At 63.1% G+C, this 18754-nt stretch carries 9 protein-coding genes and 2 pseudogenes; 6 read left to right on the forward strand and 5 right to left on the reverse strand.

Annotated features, from left to right (window positions below):
• The 5 genes and pseudogenes from fdhE to K206_RS38240 form a co-directional block, all read right to left on the reverse strand.
• Nucleotides 1-306: formate dehydrogenase accessory protein FdhE (fdhE, locus tag K206_RS38235; protein WP_043366610.1), on the reverse strand; the 306-nt coding region annotated here is incomplete at its 3' end.
• Between the two features lie 93 nt (nucleotides 307-399).
• Nucleotides 400-1041, reverse strand: a complete 642-nt coding sequence (locus K206_RS0114320; RefSeq protein WP_020203092.1) for a formate dehydrogenase subunit gamma — start codon at nucleotides 1039-1041, stop codon at nucleotides 400-402.
• Nucleotides 1028-1966 carry a formate dehydrogenase subunit beta gene (gene fdxH / locus K206_RS0114325; RefSeq protein ID WP_020203093.1) on the reverse strand — a complete coding sequence of 313 codons (939 nt, stop codon included), beginning with the start codon at nucleotides 1964-1966 and terminating at the stop codon, nucleotides 1028-1030. Before fdxH ends, K206_RS0114320 begins: the two co-directional genes overlap by 14 nt.
• Nucleotides 1967-2012: 46 nt before the next feature.
• A complete protein-coding gene (gene fdnG / locus K206_RS0114330; RefSeq protein ID WP_155888070.1) occupies nucleotides 2013-5081 on the reverse strand; it encodes a formate dehydrogenase-N subunit alpha in 3069 nt (1022 codons plus the stop codon).
• Nucleotides 5082-5355: 274 nt separating this feature from the next.
• Nucleotides 5356-6318 (reverse strand): annotated as a pseudogene (locus K206_RS38240) (MlrC C-terminal domain-containing protein); the annotation flags it as partial.
• 12 nt (nucleotides 6319-6330) lie between these two features.
• Here K206_RS38240 and K206_RS38245 point away from each other — a divergent pair.
• From K206_RS38245 to K206_RS0114365, 6 genes and pseudogenes are all read left to right on the forward strand, one after another.
• A pseudogene (locus tag K206_RS38245) lies at nucleotides 6331-6891 on the forward strand (FadR/GntR family transcriptional regulator); the annotation flags it as partial.
• A 720-nt stretch (nucleotides 6892-7611) separates the two neighbouring features.
• Nucleotides 7612-8544 (forward strand): hypothetical protein, encoded by a 933-nt coding sequence (locus K206_RS42820; RefSeq protein WP_155888071.1) that lies wholly within the window; start codon nucleotides 7612-7614, stop codon nucleotides 8542-8544.
• 475 nt (nucleotides 8545-9019) lie between these two features.
• Nucleotides 9020-13153: a calcium-binding protein gene (locus K206_RS40865; RefSeq protein ID WP_155888072.1), complete on the forward strand. Its 4134-nt coding sequence runs from the start codon at nucleotides 9020-9022 to the stop codon at nucleotides 13151-13153.
• Between the two features lie 176 nt (nucleotides 13154-13329).
• Complete coding sequence (locus K206_RS38255) at nucleotides 13330-15483, forward strand: type I secretion system permease/ATPase (RefSeq protein ID WP_043366611.1); 2154 nt, start codon at nucleotides 13330-13332, stop codon at nucleotides 15481-15483.
• Nucleotides 15480-16823 (forward strand): HlyD family type I secretion periplasmic adaptor subunit, encoded by a 1344-nt coding sequence (locus K206_RS0114360; protein WP_020203100.1) that lies wholly within the window; start codon nucleotides 15480-15482, stop codon nucleotides 16821-16823. Before K206_RS38255 ends, K206_RS0114360 begins: the two co-directional genes overlap by 4 nt.
• A complete protein-coding gene (locus K206_RS0114365) occupies nucleotides 16813-18291 on the forward strand; it encodes a TolC family protein (RefSeq protein WP_020203101.1) in 1479 nt (492 codons plus the stop codon). Before K206_RS0114360 ends, K206_RS0114365 begins: the two co-directional genes overlap by 11 nt.
• The last annotated feature ends 463 nt before the right edge of the window (nucleotides 18292-18754 follow it).

The following is an 18754-nucleotide window of genomic DNA, read 5'->3' on the forward strand; positions in this document are numbered from 1 at the left end:
GGCGTGCCACGCGCCGCCGCCGTGGCCGCCGGCGGCGGCCAGCGGCGGCATGCGGTGCTCGCGCGCCAGCGCGATGGCGTGCGCGTCGGGCGGCGGCACGTCCAGGCTGGCGGCGGCCGCTTCCTGGGCCTCGGCCACGGTGGCCATCAGGGAGAGATAGGCGCCGATCGGGTTGCCGCCGGCGAGCTGGCGCAGGCGCCGCGCGCGCGCGGCGAAGATGCCGGCGCGCGGTGGCAGGCGCAGGCGCGCCAGCGCGACGTGGTCGAGCGACTCGATTTCGTGGGGTTGGAGAATGCGCTGCACCATGATCGTCCCGGTTCCGTGGAACGGCATCCCGGCGGGGACGCCGCAGGCGCCGCCGGTGCGGGCGGCAGCCTGCGTCCGGCGCTGTTTGTGGCGCTACTTGTTGCCTTGCCTGAAGACTTCCCGGAACCACGCGCGGTGGTGCTTCCAGGCCCATCCGTAAGTCACCGTGCCGCGCGTCATGGCCGCGACCGAGCCCTTGACCCACAACGCCGCATAGATGTGGACAATGATGCCGCAAATCAGCGCGAAGGCGCAAATGGCGTGCACCACCGCCGAGACGCGGATGACCTCGATGGGGAAATACGCGGAGAAGTAGACGCGCCAGATCACGATGCCCGACAGCAGCAGCAACGGCATGCACAGCACCATCAGGAAGAACAGCAGCTTCTGGCCGGCGTTGTAGCGCCCGACCTCGGGCAGCGCTTCCTCGTGGTTGGCGAGCACGTCGCCGGCGTGGCGCAGCCACACGCGGTCGTTGGCGTTGAGCATGTTGTGGCGCCAGAAGCGCAGCACCAGCAGCACGAACGAGACGAACATCAGCACGCCCAGGAACGGGTGCAGGATGCGCGTCCAGGTGCCGCCGCCGAGCACGTTGCTCAGCCAGAACATCGACGGGTGGAACAGCGCCAGCCCGGACAGCGCCAGCAGGACGAAGCTGATGGCGACGATCCAGTGGTTGGTGCGCTCGCCGGCGGTGTAGCGCAGGATCAGGCCGGGCCTGTCAGCGGGTTTCATGGCGTCCCTCCTCGTCGGCCGCGCGCGGCTCGCGGGCCAGTTCCGCGCGCGCGGCTTCCTCGTCTTCCTCGCTGGTCTCGTTGGGGCCGACGCGGATGTAGTGGAAGAAGCCCGCCAGCGCGGTGACGGCGATGCCGGCCACCGCGAGCGGCTTGGCCAGGCCCTTCCACAGGCCCACCAGCGGGCTGATGCGCGGCGTGTCGGGCAGGCCGTGGTAGAGCGAAGGCTGGTCGGCGTGGTGCAGCACGTACATCACGTGCGTGCCGCCCACGCCGGCCGGGTCGTACAGGCCGGCCTTGTCGAAGCCGCGCGATTTGAGGTCGACGATGCGCTCCTCGGCATGCTGCTTCATGTCTTCCTTGGTGCCGAAGACGATGGCGCCGGTCGGGCAGGTCTTCACGCAGGCGGGTTCCTGGCCCACCCCGACGCGGTCCGAGCACAGCGTGCACTTGTAGGCCTTGTGGTCCTGCTTCGAGATGCGCGGGATGTTGAACGGGCAGCCGGTGATGCAGTAGCCGCAGCCGATGCAGTTCTCTTCCTGGAAGTCGACGATGCCGTTGGTGTACTGCACGATGGCGCCCGGCGAGGGGCAGGCCTTGAGGCAGCCGGGATCGTCGCAGTGCATGCAGCCGTCCTTGCGGATCAGCCATTCGAGGTTGCCGTTGGGGTTCTCGTATTCGGAGAAGCGCATCACGGTCCAGGAATGGTCGCTCAGGTCGGCCGGGTTGTCGTAGACGCCCACGTTGTGGCCGATTTCGTCGCGCAGGTCGTTCCACTCCATGCACGCCGCCTGGCAGGCCTTGCAGCCGATGCACTTGGTGGTGTCGATCAGCTTGGCCACGGTGCCGGTCGCCGGCGCGCGCACCTGCGTCGACGGCGTGGTGGTGGCCGAGCGCCGGCGGATGTCGAGAGACTGCAGTGCCATGACGTTCCCCTGTGCCCCTTATGTCCTCTATGTTCCCGCGTCTTCGCTAGGCCTTCTCGACCTTCACCAGGAAGGACTTGAACTCCGGCGTCTGCGTATTGCCGTCGCCCACCGACGGGGTCAGCGTGTTGGTGATGAAGCCCGGCCGCGCCAGCCCGGTGAAGCCCCAGTGGATCGGGATGCCCACCGTGTGCAGCGTCTTGCCGTCCACCTGCAGCGCCCTGAGCCGCTTGGTGACCACCGCCACCGCCTTGATGAAGCCGCGGTTGGACGACACCTTGACGCGGTCGCCCGCGACGATGCCGAGCTCCTTCGCCAGCGCCTCGCCGATCTCCACGAACTGCTCGGGCTGGAGGATGGCGTTGATGCGCGCGTGCTTGGTCCAGCCGTGGAAATGCTCGGTGAGCCGGTAGGTGGTGGCGACGTGCGGGAACTGCGCGACCTTGCCCATCGCCGCGAGGTCGTCCTTGAACACGCGCGCGGCCGGGTTGCTGGTGGCCTGCGGCTGCTTGTCGTTGAGCGGGTTGTAGCCCAGCGGCGTCTCGAACGGCTCGTAGTGTTCCGGGAACGGCCCCTCGGCCATGCCGGCGCGGGCGAAGAAGCGCGCCACGCCTTCCGGGTTCATGATGAACGGCCCCATGCCGCCGGCCGGGTCCTCGTCGGCCTTGAAGTCCGCCACGTCGGCGCCGCCCCACGCGGTGCCGTTCCAGCCGATCAGCTTGCGCGCCGGGTTGAACGGCTTGCCGGCCGGATCGCACGAGGCGCGGTTGTACAGCACGCGGCGGTTGGCCGGCCATGCCCAAGCCCAGTTCAGGGTCTGGCCGATGCCGGTGGGGTCCGTATTGTCGCGCCGCGCCATCTGGTTGCCGGCGCTGGTCCAGGCGCCGCAGAAGATCCAGCAGCCGCTGGCGGTGCTGCCGTCGTCGCGCAGCTCGGCGAAGCCGCTCAACTGCTCGCCCGCGCGCCGCGTCACCTTGGCGGGGTCCTTGGGATCTTTCAGCTCGGCGATGGCGCGGCCGGAGTATTCGCGGGCCAGTTCTTCCGGGTTCGGGCTGTACGGGTCCGCGTAGGGCCAGGTCAGGTTGAGGATCGGGTCGGGGAACTTGCCGCCGTCGGCCTGGTACATCTTGCGCATGCGCAGGAACAGCCCGGCCATGATTTCCAGGTCGCTGCGCGCCTCGCCCGGCGGCTCGGCGCCTTTCCAGTGCCATTGCAGCCAGCGCCCGGAGTTGACCAGCGCGCCGTTTTCCTCGGCGAAGCAGGTGGTGGGCAGGCGGAACACCTCGGTCTGGATCCGCGCGGGGTCGACGTCGTTCATCTCGCCGGCGTGGCGCCAGAACTCGGAGGTCTCGGTGGCCAGCGGGTCCATCACGATCAGGAACTTGAGCCTGGCCAGCCCGGCCGCGAGCTTGGCCTTGTTGGGCGCGGCCACCAGCGGGTTGAAGCCCTGCGCGATGTAGCCGTTCATCTTGCCCTGGTTCATCAGCTCGACCACCTGCAGCAGGTCGTACAGCTTGTCGAGCTTGGGCAGGTAGTCGTAGGCCCAGTGGTTGTCCGCGGTGGCGGCGTCGCCCCACCACGCCTTCATCAGGCTGACGTGGAACTTGGGGTAGTTCTGCCAGTAGCTGAGCTGGTTGGGCCGCAGCGGCTTGAGCGCGCGCGCGGCGATGTACTTGTCGTAGTCCTGCTCGGGCTCGCTCGGCAGCGTCATGTAGCCGGGCAACTGGTTGGACAGCAGCCCCAGGTCGGTCAGGCCCTGGATGTTGGAGTGGCCGCGCAGCGCGTTCATGCCGCCGCCGGACACGCCGATGTTGCCCAGCAGCAGCTGCACCATCGCGCCGGTGCGGATGATCTGCGAGCCGATCGAGTGCTGCGTCCAGCCCAGCGCGTACATGATGGTCATGGCGCGCGTGGGCGTGGCGGTGGACGCCATCATCTCGCATACGGCGAGGAACTTGTCCTTTGGCGTGCCGCACACGCGCTCCACCATCTCGGGCGTGTAGCGCGCGTAGTGCTGCTTGAGCAGGTTGAAGACGCAGCGCGGGTGCGCCAGCGTGGGATCGGTCCTGACGAAGCCGTCGTCGCCGCGCTCGTAGTCCCAGGTGGTCTTGTCGTAGCTGCGCTTGCCGGCGTCATAGCCGGAGAAGATGCCCTGGTCGAAGGCGAAGTCCTCGCGCACGATGAAGGTGAAGTCCGTGTAGTGCTTCACGTACTCGTGCTGGATCTTGTCGTTGGCCAGCAGGTAGCGGATCACGCCGCCCAGGAACACGATGTCGCTGCCCGTGCGGATCGGCACGTACAGGTCCGCCACCGAGGCCGAGCGCGTGAAGCGCGGGTCCACCACGATCAGCCGGGCCTTGTTGTGCGCCTTGGCCTCCGTCACCCACTTGAAGCCGCACGGGTGCGCCTCGGCCGCGTTGCCGCCCATCACCAGCACCACATCCGCGTTCTTGATGTCGACCCAATGGTTCGTCATCGCACCGCGGCCAAACGTCGGGGCAAGACCTGCCACCGTCGGGCCGTGTCAGACGCGCGCCTGGTTGTCGAAGCCCAGCATCCCCATGCTGCGGATGGTCTTCTGCGTGAGGTAGCCCACCTCGTTGCTGCTGGCCGAGGCCGCCAGCATGCCGGTGGTCAGCCAGCGGTTGACCGTCTTGCCGTCGGCGGTCTTGTCGACGAAGTTGGCGTCGCGGTCTTCCTTGAGGCGCTTGGCGATGCGGTCCAGCGCATCGTCCCACGACAGCCGCACCCACTTGTCCGAGCCGGGCGCGCGGTATTCCGGGTATTTCAGCCGGCTGGGGCTGTGGATGAAGTCGATCAGCCCGGCGCCCTTCGGGCACAGCGTGCCGCGATTGACCGGATGATCGGCGTCGCCCTCGATGTGGATCACGCTGGCGGTGGCGTTCTTGGCGCCGTCCCCCAGGCTGTACATCAGCAGGCCGCAGGCCACGGAGCAATACGGGCAGGTGTTGCGCGTCTCGGTGGCGCGGGCCAGCTTGTAGGCCCGCACCTCCGCCAGCGCCTCGCCCGGCGAGAATCCCATCAGGGCCAGGCTGGAGCCCGCCAGGGATGCGCCGGTTATCTTCAGAAACTGGCGCCTGTTCATCGTAACCATGAGAACTCTCCTGGACATGGCGACAACGGTGGGGTTTTTGCGTCTTGTTCCAGAGAGTATAGGCAGGGAAATGCACAAGCGGGAGCCTCGATTTGCCCATTGCGTTGCGTGCGTGACATTCTTGATGTCGGCAAGGGGGCATGCGCCACCGGGAAGCAGGGCGCGCCGTGGGCGCCGCCGGACATCGGCCTGCGCTATGGGGCGTATCTGGAGACCGACGGGACGAGCGGGCGGGGCGGGTGATGCGGGCCCTCTTCGAGCACGCGATCCGGCCTTAGGTGGCCGCCGGCGCGTCCAGGCCGGCTCCGGCATCCAGGGGATACACCGGCCGCGCCAGGCGCCGGAACGGGAACTGCGCGTAGCGCGAACTCGTGACGCCGCCGCCGTCGCACTCGACCACCGCGCGGGCGATGGGCACGAACACCGGCCGGCAATACATGCGCGATTTCAGCAACAGGAAGCGCTGTGCGCGGGGATCCACGCCGATATGGGTGAAGATGCCGAGATCCCAGTGTTCCTGCGGGGTTTCGGTTACCAGTACCTGCGCCGCGCCGATGTCGAGCAGTACGGTGCGGCCCATGCGGACGCGCAGGCCGTTGTACGTGGGGCCGCCGATCACGTATTCGCCGTCGCTGACGGCAGTCACGCGGCCGCTCAGCGGCAGTGGCTCGGGATGGAGGCCGAGTTGGGCGAGCGGCACCTTGTTGCCCACCGGCAGCGCCACGCTGGCGCCCACGCCGGCGTCGACCAGCGCGGCCACTGCCTGCGGATCGCACACCGGGCCTGCCGCGATGCCGGACAGCCCCTGGCGCAACGCTTCCCGCAGTACCGCCATATCGTCGCAGGTACCGCCGGACATGCAATTGTCGCCGTGGTCCAGCAGCAACACCGGGCCAGTGCCGTCCGTTGCTGCCAGTCGGGCGGCGCGCGCGATGGAATCCGGCAGCGGCTCGGATGCATAGACGAAACCGGCACGCTCATCCCAGATCTGCGCCGCGAGCTGGTCGGCCGCCGCCTGGGCCGCCCCGACATCGCCGTCGCCCACCACCAGCATGCTCAGGCAGGGTGCCGCGATGTCGGCCAGGCCGAAACCGGCCAGCACCGACACGGCCAGCATGCCATCGGCCTCCGCTTGCCGGGCCGCCGCCACCGCGTGCCGCATGGCCCCTTCGCCGGTGTTGCTGCGCAGCGTGTGGGTCACCATCGGCAAGCGTCGCCACGCCAGCGCCGGCCGGATTTCCCGCCGCAGATGGACCGCACCTTTCAACTGATGCAGAACTACCTGTTCTTCAAGGACATCGGCATTGCCGACATCTATACCGCGCGCAAGCTGTTGGAGCCCGAACTCGCCGCCGGCGCGGTGCGGCACCCGACGGACGAGGATTTCATCGCGCTGGAGCGCACAATCGACCAGTGCGACCCGGCTTCCGCGGCCGCGATCGACTCGCTGAATCAGCGTCAGGAAGATCTCAGCTTCGACGACATCCTGGCGGCGGCCAATCCCAACCCGATGCTGCGGTTCTGCTGCGAACTGATCAACGAGATGATCCGGCACCTGGTGGTGTTCGGCAATGACACGCCGACGTGCGAGCACGAGCGCTTCGGCGCGGCCAACGTCAGGTTCCACAAGAAGATCCTGAGCGCGGCGCGAGACCGCGACGTGGAGAAAGTGCGGGCACTGATGCTGTCGCACATGGAGGAATGCACGCGCTATGTCACGCGCATGAACGGCAAGATCAATGGGCGGTTGGTGCTCGATTCGGAGATGCCGCGGCGGGCCCGCGGTGTGCGCGGGTCCGGGCGCGCCTGACTTCTCCGACATTGCCGTGAGACTGGTCCGTGACGGCGGATCGGCCCCATCTTCAGTGCGACCCATGCCACCGGCGGACCGCTACGTTGGCGAACGATGTAAGCGGTCGACCGCACTTCGCGCACGATCAACCGAATCTCCAATAGCATCGGCGGCGCCTATGCCAGTGGTTTCACTGCGACGCGGACTTTTAGGGGCGGCATGACCTGAAGTGCACTTGTCCATGCCTTCGACTCTGTGGCTGCGGCATTGGCCGTCGACTACACGGCGTGATCGGATCTTGGCAAGGGCAATCCGGCTTCACCTGATCCATCCTCCGGTTCACTGGCTTGGCGGCGGCGTCTTTTTCTCCAGTGCGTTGTCAGTAACGCTTCCTGGCGCCGACTGAGCAATGCAGAGACAGGCGATCTCGTCCCTTTTTCTTGGTATCGAGAGATGTAATAAATTGCGACATATGAGTTTGGTTGGGGGTATTCTTAAAAATGGTTTTCACCAAATCGATGAATTAAGTATCTCTAAATTCTGATCTTTAGTCATCGACTGTCAAATTGGGAAACGACTGATATCACTGTGACCAAGATGTCGGTATGCTACTTCGATGTGCATGATCGGATTGTGCCTCAGTGTGTTTGGGTGCGCTATTCCAGAGCTTATCATTGATCCAAAAAACACTAGACTCGATAGTCAATCTTCGAAATAAACTACCCGCATGCTGATGTCATGAGCAAATTTTCCAAAGGAAAACTCACTGTCTTTGTTCTATTTGGATTGCTGCTGATTTTGGGGATTTTCTGCCTGAGGTGGATGTACGCATGGGCGCAACTCAGTCAAGGGCAAGGAAATCCCTTGTTCCCGCCTGAAATGAACGCGGCGCGTGACACGCGGACGGAGTTCGTAATTGGTGATTTGGGTGGCGTGCCGGTGAGGATTCCACATTATTTTGCCAACTACGTGGAGTACGATGGCGACCCCGGTTTTGGGGAAAAGCGTAGAGGACCGGTACCGCTACGCACCTATCAATCTCGGCTGGCGAGCTTTGGCTTCAAGGTGCGCTTTCCGGACATGGCTGGACTTTCCAGTTCTGAGTTGTGGAGAGACTTGGAGAAGTACAGTGATCCATATTGGAAAGGTTACTACGACTCAATTTCGCCTTGGATCGATGTTGGTGTAAGTAGCGGTTGGATATATCCAGGTGGAGATTTTCTGGAAAGTACGGTTAATGCCACGCTGAATTTTAACGCCGAAAGAGATGGATATCCGAATTTAGCCTATAGGAATTATGAGGGCCTGCCAAGGGTGGAGTATGGACTGATGATGTATGCACCACCAGGTATTGATCCGGTAACTGGAAAACCATATCGCGAAGATGATTATGCAAAGGATCTGTTTGTCCATCGCGGTAGGGATGGGAAGGTCGATACTTATATTGAATGTGCAAACCGGAATTTGCCAAATATGAAGCGTACGACCTGCGATCAGTATATTAGTCTTGAGCCGGCCATGCATGCAAAAGTTTATATCCAGTATCCGCGCTACTGGTTACCCCAATGGCAGAAAATACAGCGAAATGTGAGCGATCTTGTCCAGAGTTTCAAGATCGAAGTAGTGTTGAGGGGACCTGCTTCGGCAGCCGCCCAGCCGAGTACACCGTGACCTCTCCATTTTCTGTTGTTTCTCGTCATCAACTAAAAAATAAGGAGAAATTCTCATGCCAGCGACCCTGTCACTAGTGCAATTGAGCCGCTACGAATCCCGGATCAGGAGTGGCGGAATTCCCGAAGTCATAAAGGTATATAGCGAGCTCTATGATCAAGGCTACAATTATGCGGGATGGGCTAGGGGTGTAGCGATTGGCAATACGGTTACAGGCGTATCAGCCTTGGACTTTCTCTCCAGTACGGCACTATTGGGTATCGGCATAGATGCTTGTAGAAATCTTTCAACTGCCCAGATCGATACAATTCGCGTCGGTATGGCTATCGGCTATGTTACGACCTTGACTAGTATTGCGAAGGGAGCGGGTGGTATCGTAAGTCGAGATATTAATTTCAATGAAACAAAATCATTTCATACCCAAGTTTTTCAGTCTAATGGTCTGAGCATCGACAATTGGACTCTAGAAACCCCGATGGCATTGATACGCAAGACGCAAGGGGATGCGGCCGTCGAGCAAATCTGGCAATCCCTGCGAGACACAGGCGGTGATGGGGCGGATAGCATTATTGCCAGCACTATGCTTTCCACCCGTGTCGGCCAGCTCGCGTTTTCAAGTGATCAGACCATCGCTCGTGCCGCACAGGATTGGATGGATAAGACCCCCGGTCTTGCCAATATCGAACAGGTTAAGAGATCCCTCTGGGCACTCAAGGAAGCGGTATTTGGTGGGGCGGCGGGCCCCGTGAGTCCGGATCTCGACAATGCCTTCATGAGTTCGGTGAGTTCACTTTCCCTGCAGCAGGCTCCGAATGGTGGTGTAACCGCAGTTGCCACCGTCAAGGCGCCAAATGGTACGTCGCCCTCCTACCGTATTACCACCAGTCCCATCAGCAGTGGTGCAATGGCAGGATTCAGCTTTGTCACTACGACAAACACACGAACGGGCCAAGCCAGCTATCAACTGCAAAGCGCCAACGGCACCCTCTCCCAGGGCAACGTTGCCGCCAACGGCAATGTCTCATTCGTGGCCGATCGCAGGATGCACGTTTATCAGGATGGCACCTATGTGGGAAGCTTCGATGCCTCCGGTGGCGCTGGCACGCTGGTGAACGGGGGGAGCCGCAATTTCCGCTATGACCCCACCTCGGGCGTGATCAGCCGTACCGTCAACAGCATCGGTGGCGCTTATGTCAACGGCCTCACGGTGACGCAGACTTCTGCGGACGGCATAAACTGGAGCGCGCCTGTCTATGCCTTCGACAACCTGGCCTCGGCGCTGGCCGCCGACTATACGGTGTGGTCGGGTTTTGGCAAGGGGGTGATCGACACGATTACCTTTCAGAGCCTGTTCAATGCGTCGACCAACTACTACGTGAACAGCACGGTCACACGCCCGCAGGTCTGCAATGCGCTGGATCTGGGTCCGTTCGGCGCGTTCTACGAGAGCAAGTCCGTTGGCATCGATGCTGCCGCGTCCATTGCGAACCGGACTTTCCGTATCGTGACCAGTGCCGGCGGCAATGTGTCCGGCGCGCAGCTTTCGGCCAGGGACGTCGATGGCGACGGCAAGCTCACCGGCGCCGAGTTGAATGACCTGTATGCCTGGAGCGACCTCAATGAAGACGGCGTCCTGAACAAGTCGGAGACCGCCGCCAACGAGTTCACGACATTGAGCGCGGCGCTGGCTGCCCTGGGCTTGAGCAGCTTGCGCGGCAGCGACTATGCCTTTCATACCGCGGGCAACGCAAGTTCTCGCACCGTGGCGCAAAGTACCGCGGCCGCGCCGCTGAATTCGCGCGTCGCGCCCGGCATGCCGGCGGCGCTTGTCAGCAACTATGCCACGCTGCGGGCAACGGATCAGCGCTTCCAGATCAACAACGCACTGTGGATCGACTGGTTGCCCACACAGATCAAGCTGTCCAGCAACCAGCAGAACATGGTGGGCACCGACGGCAACGATTCGTTCGACATCGGCTATTTCGCCGCCTACGACGGGAAGTTCTTCAACCTCGGCCTTGTACAGAATTTCTATGCCGGCGGCGGCAACGACCTGATGGGCGGCAGCACCCGCAACGACAACCTGTGGGGAGGCACCGGCAACGACACGCTGCTGGGCTACGCGGGCGACGACAAGCTTTACGGCGAAGAGGGCGACGATCAGATCGACGGCGGCGCCGGCAATGACGTCCTGAACGGCGGCGCGGGCAACGACGTGTTGTTCGGCGGGGATGGACAGGACATCCTAGTCGGCGGCGACGGGCGCGACGAACTCCAGGGCGGCGCGGGCAACGACCAGCTCGACGGCGGCACCGGCGACGACAAGCTCTTCGGCGGCGCGGGCAACGACACCATGAACGGCGGCGAAGGCAACGATGTCATGCTGGGATTCACGCCGAGCAACGATGCCAAGCAGACGCTGGACGCGGGGGAAACCGACGACGACGTCATGTTCGGCGGCAACGGGGCCGATCAGATGTATGGCGGCTTTGGCAACGACTACATGGACGGCGGCGCCGGCAATGACCTAGTGGTCGGTGGCGACGGTGACGATACCCTGTTCGGCGCCGCCGCCGATGACGAACTCGGCGGCGATGCGGGCAACGACACCATGGATGGCGGCGCCGGCGCCGACAAGATGTTCGGCGGTGTCGGCAACGACCGCATGTGGGGCGGCGACGGCAACGACATCATGCAGGGCTTTACCGCGAGCAACGACAGCAAGCAGACCCTGGCTGCCGGCGAGACCGACAACGACGTGATGTACGGCGGCGCGGGCGATGACCTCATGCTCGGCGGCCTGGGCAGCGACCAGCTCTGGGGCGGGGTCGGCAACGACGAGATGCAGGGTGGCGACGGCAATGACGTGATGTACGGCGAGGCCGGCAACGACAGGATGTTCGGCCAGGTCGGCAATGACGTCATTTATGGCGGGGCCGGCGATGACATCCTGTACGGTTTTACCGCCAACAACGAAGCCAAGCAGACGCTGGCTGCGGGCGAGACCGACAATGATTTCCTGTATGGCGGTGCCGGTAATGATACTCTGGTCGGCGGCCTGGGCAATGACTATCTCGATGGTGGCGCCGGCGCCGACTACATGGAGGGGGGACTTGGCAACGACACCTATGTCGTCAACAGCGTCAACGACGTGATCCTGGAGCAACGCGACGAGGGCTACGACACCGTTGTCAGCAGCGCCAACTACATCCTGAACGCCAACATCGAGGAATTGCGCCTGGTCGAGGGCTACGACATCCACGGCACGGGCAACCGCCTGAACAATCGTATCGTCGGCAATAGCCGCGACAACATCCTGGACGGTGTCACTGGCGCGGACACCATGATCGGGGGTCTGGGCAACGACACCTACTATATCGACAACGCCGGCGACAAGGCCACCGAAATGGCCGGCGAGGGCACCGACACCGTGAACGCCAGCATCAGCTACAAGCTGGGCGCGAATCTGGAAAACCTGACCTTGCTGGATTTCTCCAAAGCGGAGCGCGGCATGGCCGACGGGGTTCCCATCCTAGTCTATGGCTACCCCAAGGCATTCGAACTGGATTACATGCAGGGTGACGCCGTGGCGGGCTACAAGGGCACTTGCGCGCTGACGGCCATTGCCAACCTGAGCACGCAGGCCAATCAGGCGCGCTCGGAAGCCGACGTGGTGCGCACGGCGATCGACAACAAATGGTGCGTCACCGATGCCACCAAGACGGACTACCAGCGCGGCGGCTCCAACTATGTAGGTCAGCAAGCCTTGCTCGACAGCTACGGCATCCGCAACGGCATCATCGCGGGTTACAACGAGCAGGGCATCGCCAATCTCATCAAGGGCGGGCGCGGCGTGATCATCGGCGTCAACGCCGGCAAGCTTTGGGGGGACGGCGCGTACCTGGACAACGGCGGCGTCAACCACGTGGTGACCGTGACGGGTGTGGCCTGCAATGAGGCCACCGGGGAGATCAACGGTTTCTACATCGCCGACTCCGGGCGCGGCAAGGTCAGCGACATGACCCGCTACGTCGCCATTGCCGATTTCCGCGCCGACGCCAATGTGGCCAATGCCTACACCATTTACACCATCGATCCCATCAAGCTGTGGGAAGAGAACATCAACGGCACGGGCAACGAACTGGACAACGTCATCACCGGCAACCGGGGCAACAACATCCTCACGGGCGGCAAGGGCAACGATACGCTGATCGGCGGCGCGGGGAACGACACCTACGTGTTCACCAAAGGCGACGGGCAGGACACCATCGTGGAAAGCGATGCGACGAAGAGCAACGCCGACACGTTGCGACTGGAAAACGTCAAGCAGACCAATCTGTGGTTCAAGCACGTCGGCAACGACCTGCAGATCGAGGTTCTGGGAACGGCGGACCAGATCTCCATCAAGGACTGGTATGTGGGGGGCACCTCGGGCAGGGACAACCAGGTGGAGCGCATCAAGACCGCCGATGGCCTGACCATGTACAACACCGACGTGGAGAAGTTCGTGCAGGCCATGGCCGCATTTGCGCCGCCCAGTGCCACGCAGACTTCCTGGACCAGCGGACAAACCAGCAACGGGCAGGTGTTGTTGACCGTCACGCACTAGGCGGCTCGAGGCGCTGACTCCGGCCGGGCGAGGTGGCGAAGAACCGCCTCGCCCGGCCTTCATGCATCCGGACGGCTCGTTTTGCTGAGCCGTATGACGAATATCTTCTTGCCTTCCACCCTTCCGTGACGGGAACAAACGCTTCTTCCACGACCGACTCCGGCGGACATCCCGCCATGGATACCGGATTGCAGTGCCTGATGCTCATGGCCAGGCTCCACGGCATAGCCGCCGACGCGGCGCAATTGCAGCATCAGTATGGACGCGAGAAATTCACGACACAGACGATCCTGCTGGCAGCCAGGAAGCTGGGGCTGACGTCCAGGCGGGTGCGCCAGGAACTCGCGCGTCTCGACCGCGCGCCGCTGCCCGCTATCGGCATCAACCCGGCGGGGGACTATTTCCTGGTGGGCAAGGTGGATACCGCGCAAGATCCGGTTCGCGTATTGATTCAGCGCCCCGGGTGCTCCCCCGAGATTCTCGGCCTGGACAGCTTCGCGGCGCAATGGACCGGGGAACTGATTTTCTTCACCAGCAAGGCCAGCTTTGCGGGGGAGATGGCGAAGTTCGATTTCACGTGGTTCATCCCCGCGGTGATCAAGCATCGCAAGACCTTGGGCGAAGTGTTGCTGATCTCGCTGGTATTGCAGATCGTAGCCCTGATCACGCCGATGTTCTTCCAGGTGGTGATGGACAAGGTGCTGGTCAACCATGCCATGAAGACGCTCAACGTCATTGCCATCGGCTTGATCGCAGCCATCCTGTTTGACGCCGTATTGACGGGCATTCGCACGGCGGTGTTCGCCAGCACCAGCAGCAAGATCGATGTGGAACTGGGTACCTGGCTGTTCGGGCATCTCATGAGCTTGCCGATCAGCTACTTTCAAGCACGGAGGGTGGGAGACTCGGTTGCCCGCATCAGGGAACTGGAGAACATCCGCTCGTTCTTGACCGGCAACGCCATGACCCTGGTGCTCGATATCGTCTTTTCGTTCGTGTTCCTGGGGGTTATGGTGTGGTACAGCCCGACGCTTACCCTGATCGTGGTTGCCTCCATTCCGGTATATCTGCTCCTGTCGCTGGTCTTCACGCCGATTCTGCGCGCCAGGCTCAACGACAAGTTCAACAAGAGCGCGGAAAGCCAATCTTTCCTGGTGGAGACCCTGAATGGCATGGATACCGTCAAGGCGATGGCCGTGGAGCCGCGCTGGCAGCAGCGGTGGGACAAGCACCTCGCGGCCTACGTGTCGGCCGGGCTATCCACCACCAACATCGCGCTGGTGGCCAGTGGCGGCGTGAGTCTGGTAAGCAAGCTGGTCACGGCAGGCATCATGTGGCTGGGCGCCTTGCTGGTGGTGGACAACAAGATGACGGTGGGCGAACTGGTCGCCTTCAACATGCTGGCCGGCCAGGTATCTTCGCCGATCCTGCGGCTGGCCCAACTGTGGAATGATTTCCAGCAGGTGGGCATTTCCATGAGCCGCCTGGGCGATATCCTGAATACCCGCGCCGAAGTGGCCGGCAACAAGACGCGCATCCCGCGTGTGTCGGGCACGATCGAGTTCGATCAGGTCTCGTTCCGCTACCGGCCCGACGCGGCGGACGTGATCCGTTCCGTCGCGTTGAAGATCGAACCGGGCGAGGTCATCGGCATCGTGGGCCGTTCGGGTTCCGGCAAGAGCACGCTGACCAAGCTGGTCCAGCGCCTGTATGTGCCGGATCGCGGGCGGATAACCATCGATGGACAGGACATTGCCATCATCGACACGGCATCGCTGCGCCAGCAGGTCGGCGTGGTGCTGCAGGAAAACATGCTTTTTTCGCGCTCGATTCGGGACAATATCGCGCTAACCGACCCGTCGCTGCCGATCGAGTCCATCATCGAAGCGGCAAAACTGGCGGGCGCGCACGCATTTATCTGCGAATTGCCCGAAGGGTATGACACGCTGGTGGGAGAACATGGCACGGGCCTGTCGGGGGGACAACGCCAGCGCATTGCCATTGCCCGTGCCTTGATTTCCGACCCGCGCATCCTGATTCTCGACGAGGCCACCAGTGCCCTGGACTACGAATCGGAGAAGATCATCCAGGACAATATGCTGAAGATCTGCGCGGGACGCACCGTGCTCATCATCGCGCACCGGCTGAGCGCGGTACGCCACGCCAACCGGATCGTGGTGATGGAACGGGGACAGATCGCCGAGGTCGGCAGCCATGAGGAACTGCTGCGGGTTCCGCAGGGCATCTACGGACACCTGTATGGCTTGCAGAATGCCCATGCCCGTGTTGTCCCGGGCACAGCCGGGATGTCGCCGCAGGCATCGGCATGAGTGTGCGCCACCGCCTGCAAGCCTGGCGCGACCTGGTCCGGCGCTATGGCGCTGTTTTCGCGCACTGCTGGAAAATGCGCCATGCCGTGCGGACCGATTTTTTCAACAAGCAGGAAGCGGAATTCCTGCCCGCAGGGCTGTCGCTGCAGGAAGTGCCGGGGTCTCCGACCCTGCGCTGGACCGGGCGGATCCTGATGGCGATGGTGGTGTTCGCCGTGCTTTGGTCTATCGTCGGGCAGGTGGACATCATCGTGAACGCCACCGGCAAGATCATCCCGTCGGCGCGCACCAAGACGATCGGGTCCGTGGACGTTGCCAGTGTGCGGACCCTGTATGTCACCGAAGGCCAGGAGGTGCGCGCTGGCGATGTGCTGATTGAACTGGACTCCAGCAGCAGCGATGCCGAACGTGACAAGGCCGCGGATGCCGTGGTCCAGGCCAAGTTGCAGGTGGCGCGCTCTCTGGCCATGATTGGCGCGCTGGATCGGCGCGGAGCGCCGCGGCTGGACGGGGTGGAGGGGGCAACGGATGCCCAATGGCGGTCGGCCAGATCGCAGCTCGATGGCCAGTACCGCGACTTTTGCGCCAGGCTCAGGCGGATCGATGGCGAAATCTCTCGTTATGCTGCTGCGCTGCCGCTGGCAGCGCAGCGTGCCGAGGACTTCAAGGCCTTGCTGCCGGATCATACGGTGTCGCGCCATGCGTGGCTGGAGAAGGAGCAGGCCAGGCTGGACCTGGAAGGCCAGTTGCTTGACGCAAGGAACCAGCGCGCCACGCTGATCGCCCAGATCCGCAAGGAAGCGCACGAGGCCATGGCCGAGGCCAACAGGATCATGTCCGCAGGGGCGCAGGACAAGCGCCGCGCGGGAGAGCACAGCAAGCTGTTGAGACTGACCGCGCCGGTGGACGGCACCGTGCAGCAACTGACGGTGCACACGGTTGGCGGCGTGGTGCCTGCCGCGCAGCCGCTGATGCAGATCGTTCCCAAGGAAAGTGTCATCGAGGTGGAGGCATTCCTGGAAAACAAGGACGTGGGTTTTGTGCACGTCGGCCAGGATGCGCAGGTGAAGATCGATGCCTTCGACTACACAAGGTACGGAACCGTCGCAGCCAAAGTCAGGCATGTTTCGCAGGACGCCATTCAAGATGACGAGCAGCGCTTGATCTACGCTGCCAGGATCGCGCTGGATCGCAGCGGCATTCTCGCGGCCGGCAGGACATTGCCGCTTTCGGCTGGCATGTCGGTCAACGTGGAGATCAAGACGGGTACGCGGCGAGTGATCGAGTATGTGCTGTCGCCGCTGATGCGGCACCAGCGGGAGGCACTCCATGAGCGCTAGCGCGGTCATTCGGCGAAACGTGGCCGCGGCAATGCTTGCATTCGCGATTTCGGCAACGGGAGGCGCCCATGCGCGGGATTGGGCTGACCTGGCGACAACTCCCTTTGCCGATCCGCTGCTGGCCGGGCCGCCCCGGCTCGATGCCGGCCGATTGTTGCCCGGGGATATGCAGGCGCATGTTTGCGAAGGCGGCCATGACGGCGCGGCGCCGTTGACGTTGTCGCAGGCGGTGGACTTGGCCTTGTGCCACAACCCTCGGGTGCAAAGCGCGTGGGCGGCCATCAAGGTACAGGCCGCGCAATTAGGGGAGGCGCGGTCCGCGTATCTGCCGACCGTCACCGTCGGCGTGAGTGAATTGAGACAGAAGACCCGCTATCCCGATTCCCGGGTGCTGGCGGATACGGAACGCAAGAGCAGGACGCAGTACGCCACACTCACCTGGCGATTGCTTGACTGCGGGGGGCGTGGCGCGAATCGCCGTTCGGCCGGCGCCTTGCTTGACGCCGCGCTGGCTAGCCACGACGCAGTGCTGCAAGAGACGCTCTCCAATGTGATCGGCGCGTATTTCGACGCGCAGACTGCCAAGGCCAACCGGGAAGCCAAGGAAAAGGGCATGGCCCTGGCGCAGCAGACATGGGAAACGGCCAGGAAACGCGAGGCACGGGGCGCAGGCGCGCAGTCCGATACGCTGCAGGCCAAGATGGCGCTGGCCAAGGCGGAATTGGAGAGCGGCCGTGCCCTTGGCGGCTATGAGAGAGCCCTGGCCGTATTGGGGGTCGCACTGGGGCTGCCGGCGGAAATGCTGGGGACACCGGACAGCCTGACCCTGGCGCAGGATTACCTCGATACGGAAGACACCTTGCGGCAAGACCTGGCAGACTGGCTTGCACTGGCGCAGGACCAGCATCCAGCATTAGTGGCCGCCGGCGCTCAGGTCGAGTCGGCCAGAGAGCGGCTGACGGTAACGCGGTCCGAGGGGTTGCCCACGTTGGACTTCACGCAAAGCCGATACCTCAATGGACGGCCCAGCCAAGGTCTGTCGGCGACGAGAACGGAAGAATCGGTCATCGGCTTTACCGTGAATTTTCCGCTGTTCGAAGGTTTCGGACGAACCTACAAGGTGCGTGGTGCGCAAGCGCAGATCGAAGTCAAAGAGGCGGAACTGCGCGATACCCGGAATCGGGTGCTGGGCGAGGTGGTCAAGGCCCATGCGGATGCTGTGGCGGCATTGAGGAATCTGGGCGCCTCCGCGCGGCTGATCGATGCGTCTCAGGACGCGTTGGATAACGTTCAGCGCAAATATGACCGGGGTATCGTCGATATTCTGGAAATGCTGAGTGTTCAGAGGGCCCAGGCGGATGCGGTGCAAGAGCGGGTGCGAGCACTATCGGAGTGGCGCTCCGCGCGGCTCAGGCTACTGGCAAGTGCGGGAACGGTCAGCCTCGAGCATCTGCACGCCCGGCGTTGACGGGAGGGATTGCAGCGGCGGGTAAGCGCGCGGCTGGCCTTGTCGCCGTGAGCGGCTGCGTAGAGACTGCGCGAGTCGCAGGCTGTCGGCGATGCGGGGCCATTGTCTGTGCAAAGCCGCATTGCCAGGCGTGTCCGGATCCCCAAACCCAATAAAAAATGTCCGCTGTCAAGTCGTTAGTGCGGACATGCAACGGTACGAAAGGTCTTGTGGGGCAATAGGTTAGGCCAGATTTCGGCCTCGGTGTGCTCTTACCGCGTTTTGAGCTAGGTGCCGCATAGGCGCTTCGCGGTAGCAAGCCTAGGAGCGGCGGAGCGGGCAAGGTCGCACCGCCATCATAGCCCGGCCTATCGCAAGCCACCGCTCAAAGCGAAAGCGCAGCCCTTGGGCTGCGCTTTCATCGTGGGCGGATGGTAGAGGCGTCCGCATCGTCAACTCGGCTTCGGCGGGGCGGCCTTGCCTG

It is taken from the genome of Cupriavidus sp. WS (assembly GCF_000395345.1).
In the GTDB taxonomy this organism is placed as follows: domain Bacteria; phylum Pseudomonadota; class Gammaproteobacteria; order Burkholderiales; family Burkholderiaceae; genus Cupriavidus; species Cupriavidus basilensis_B.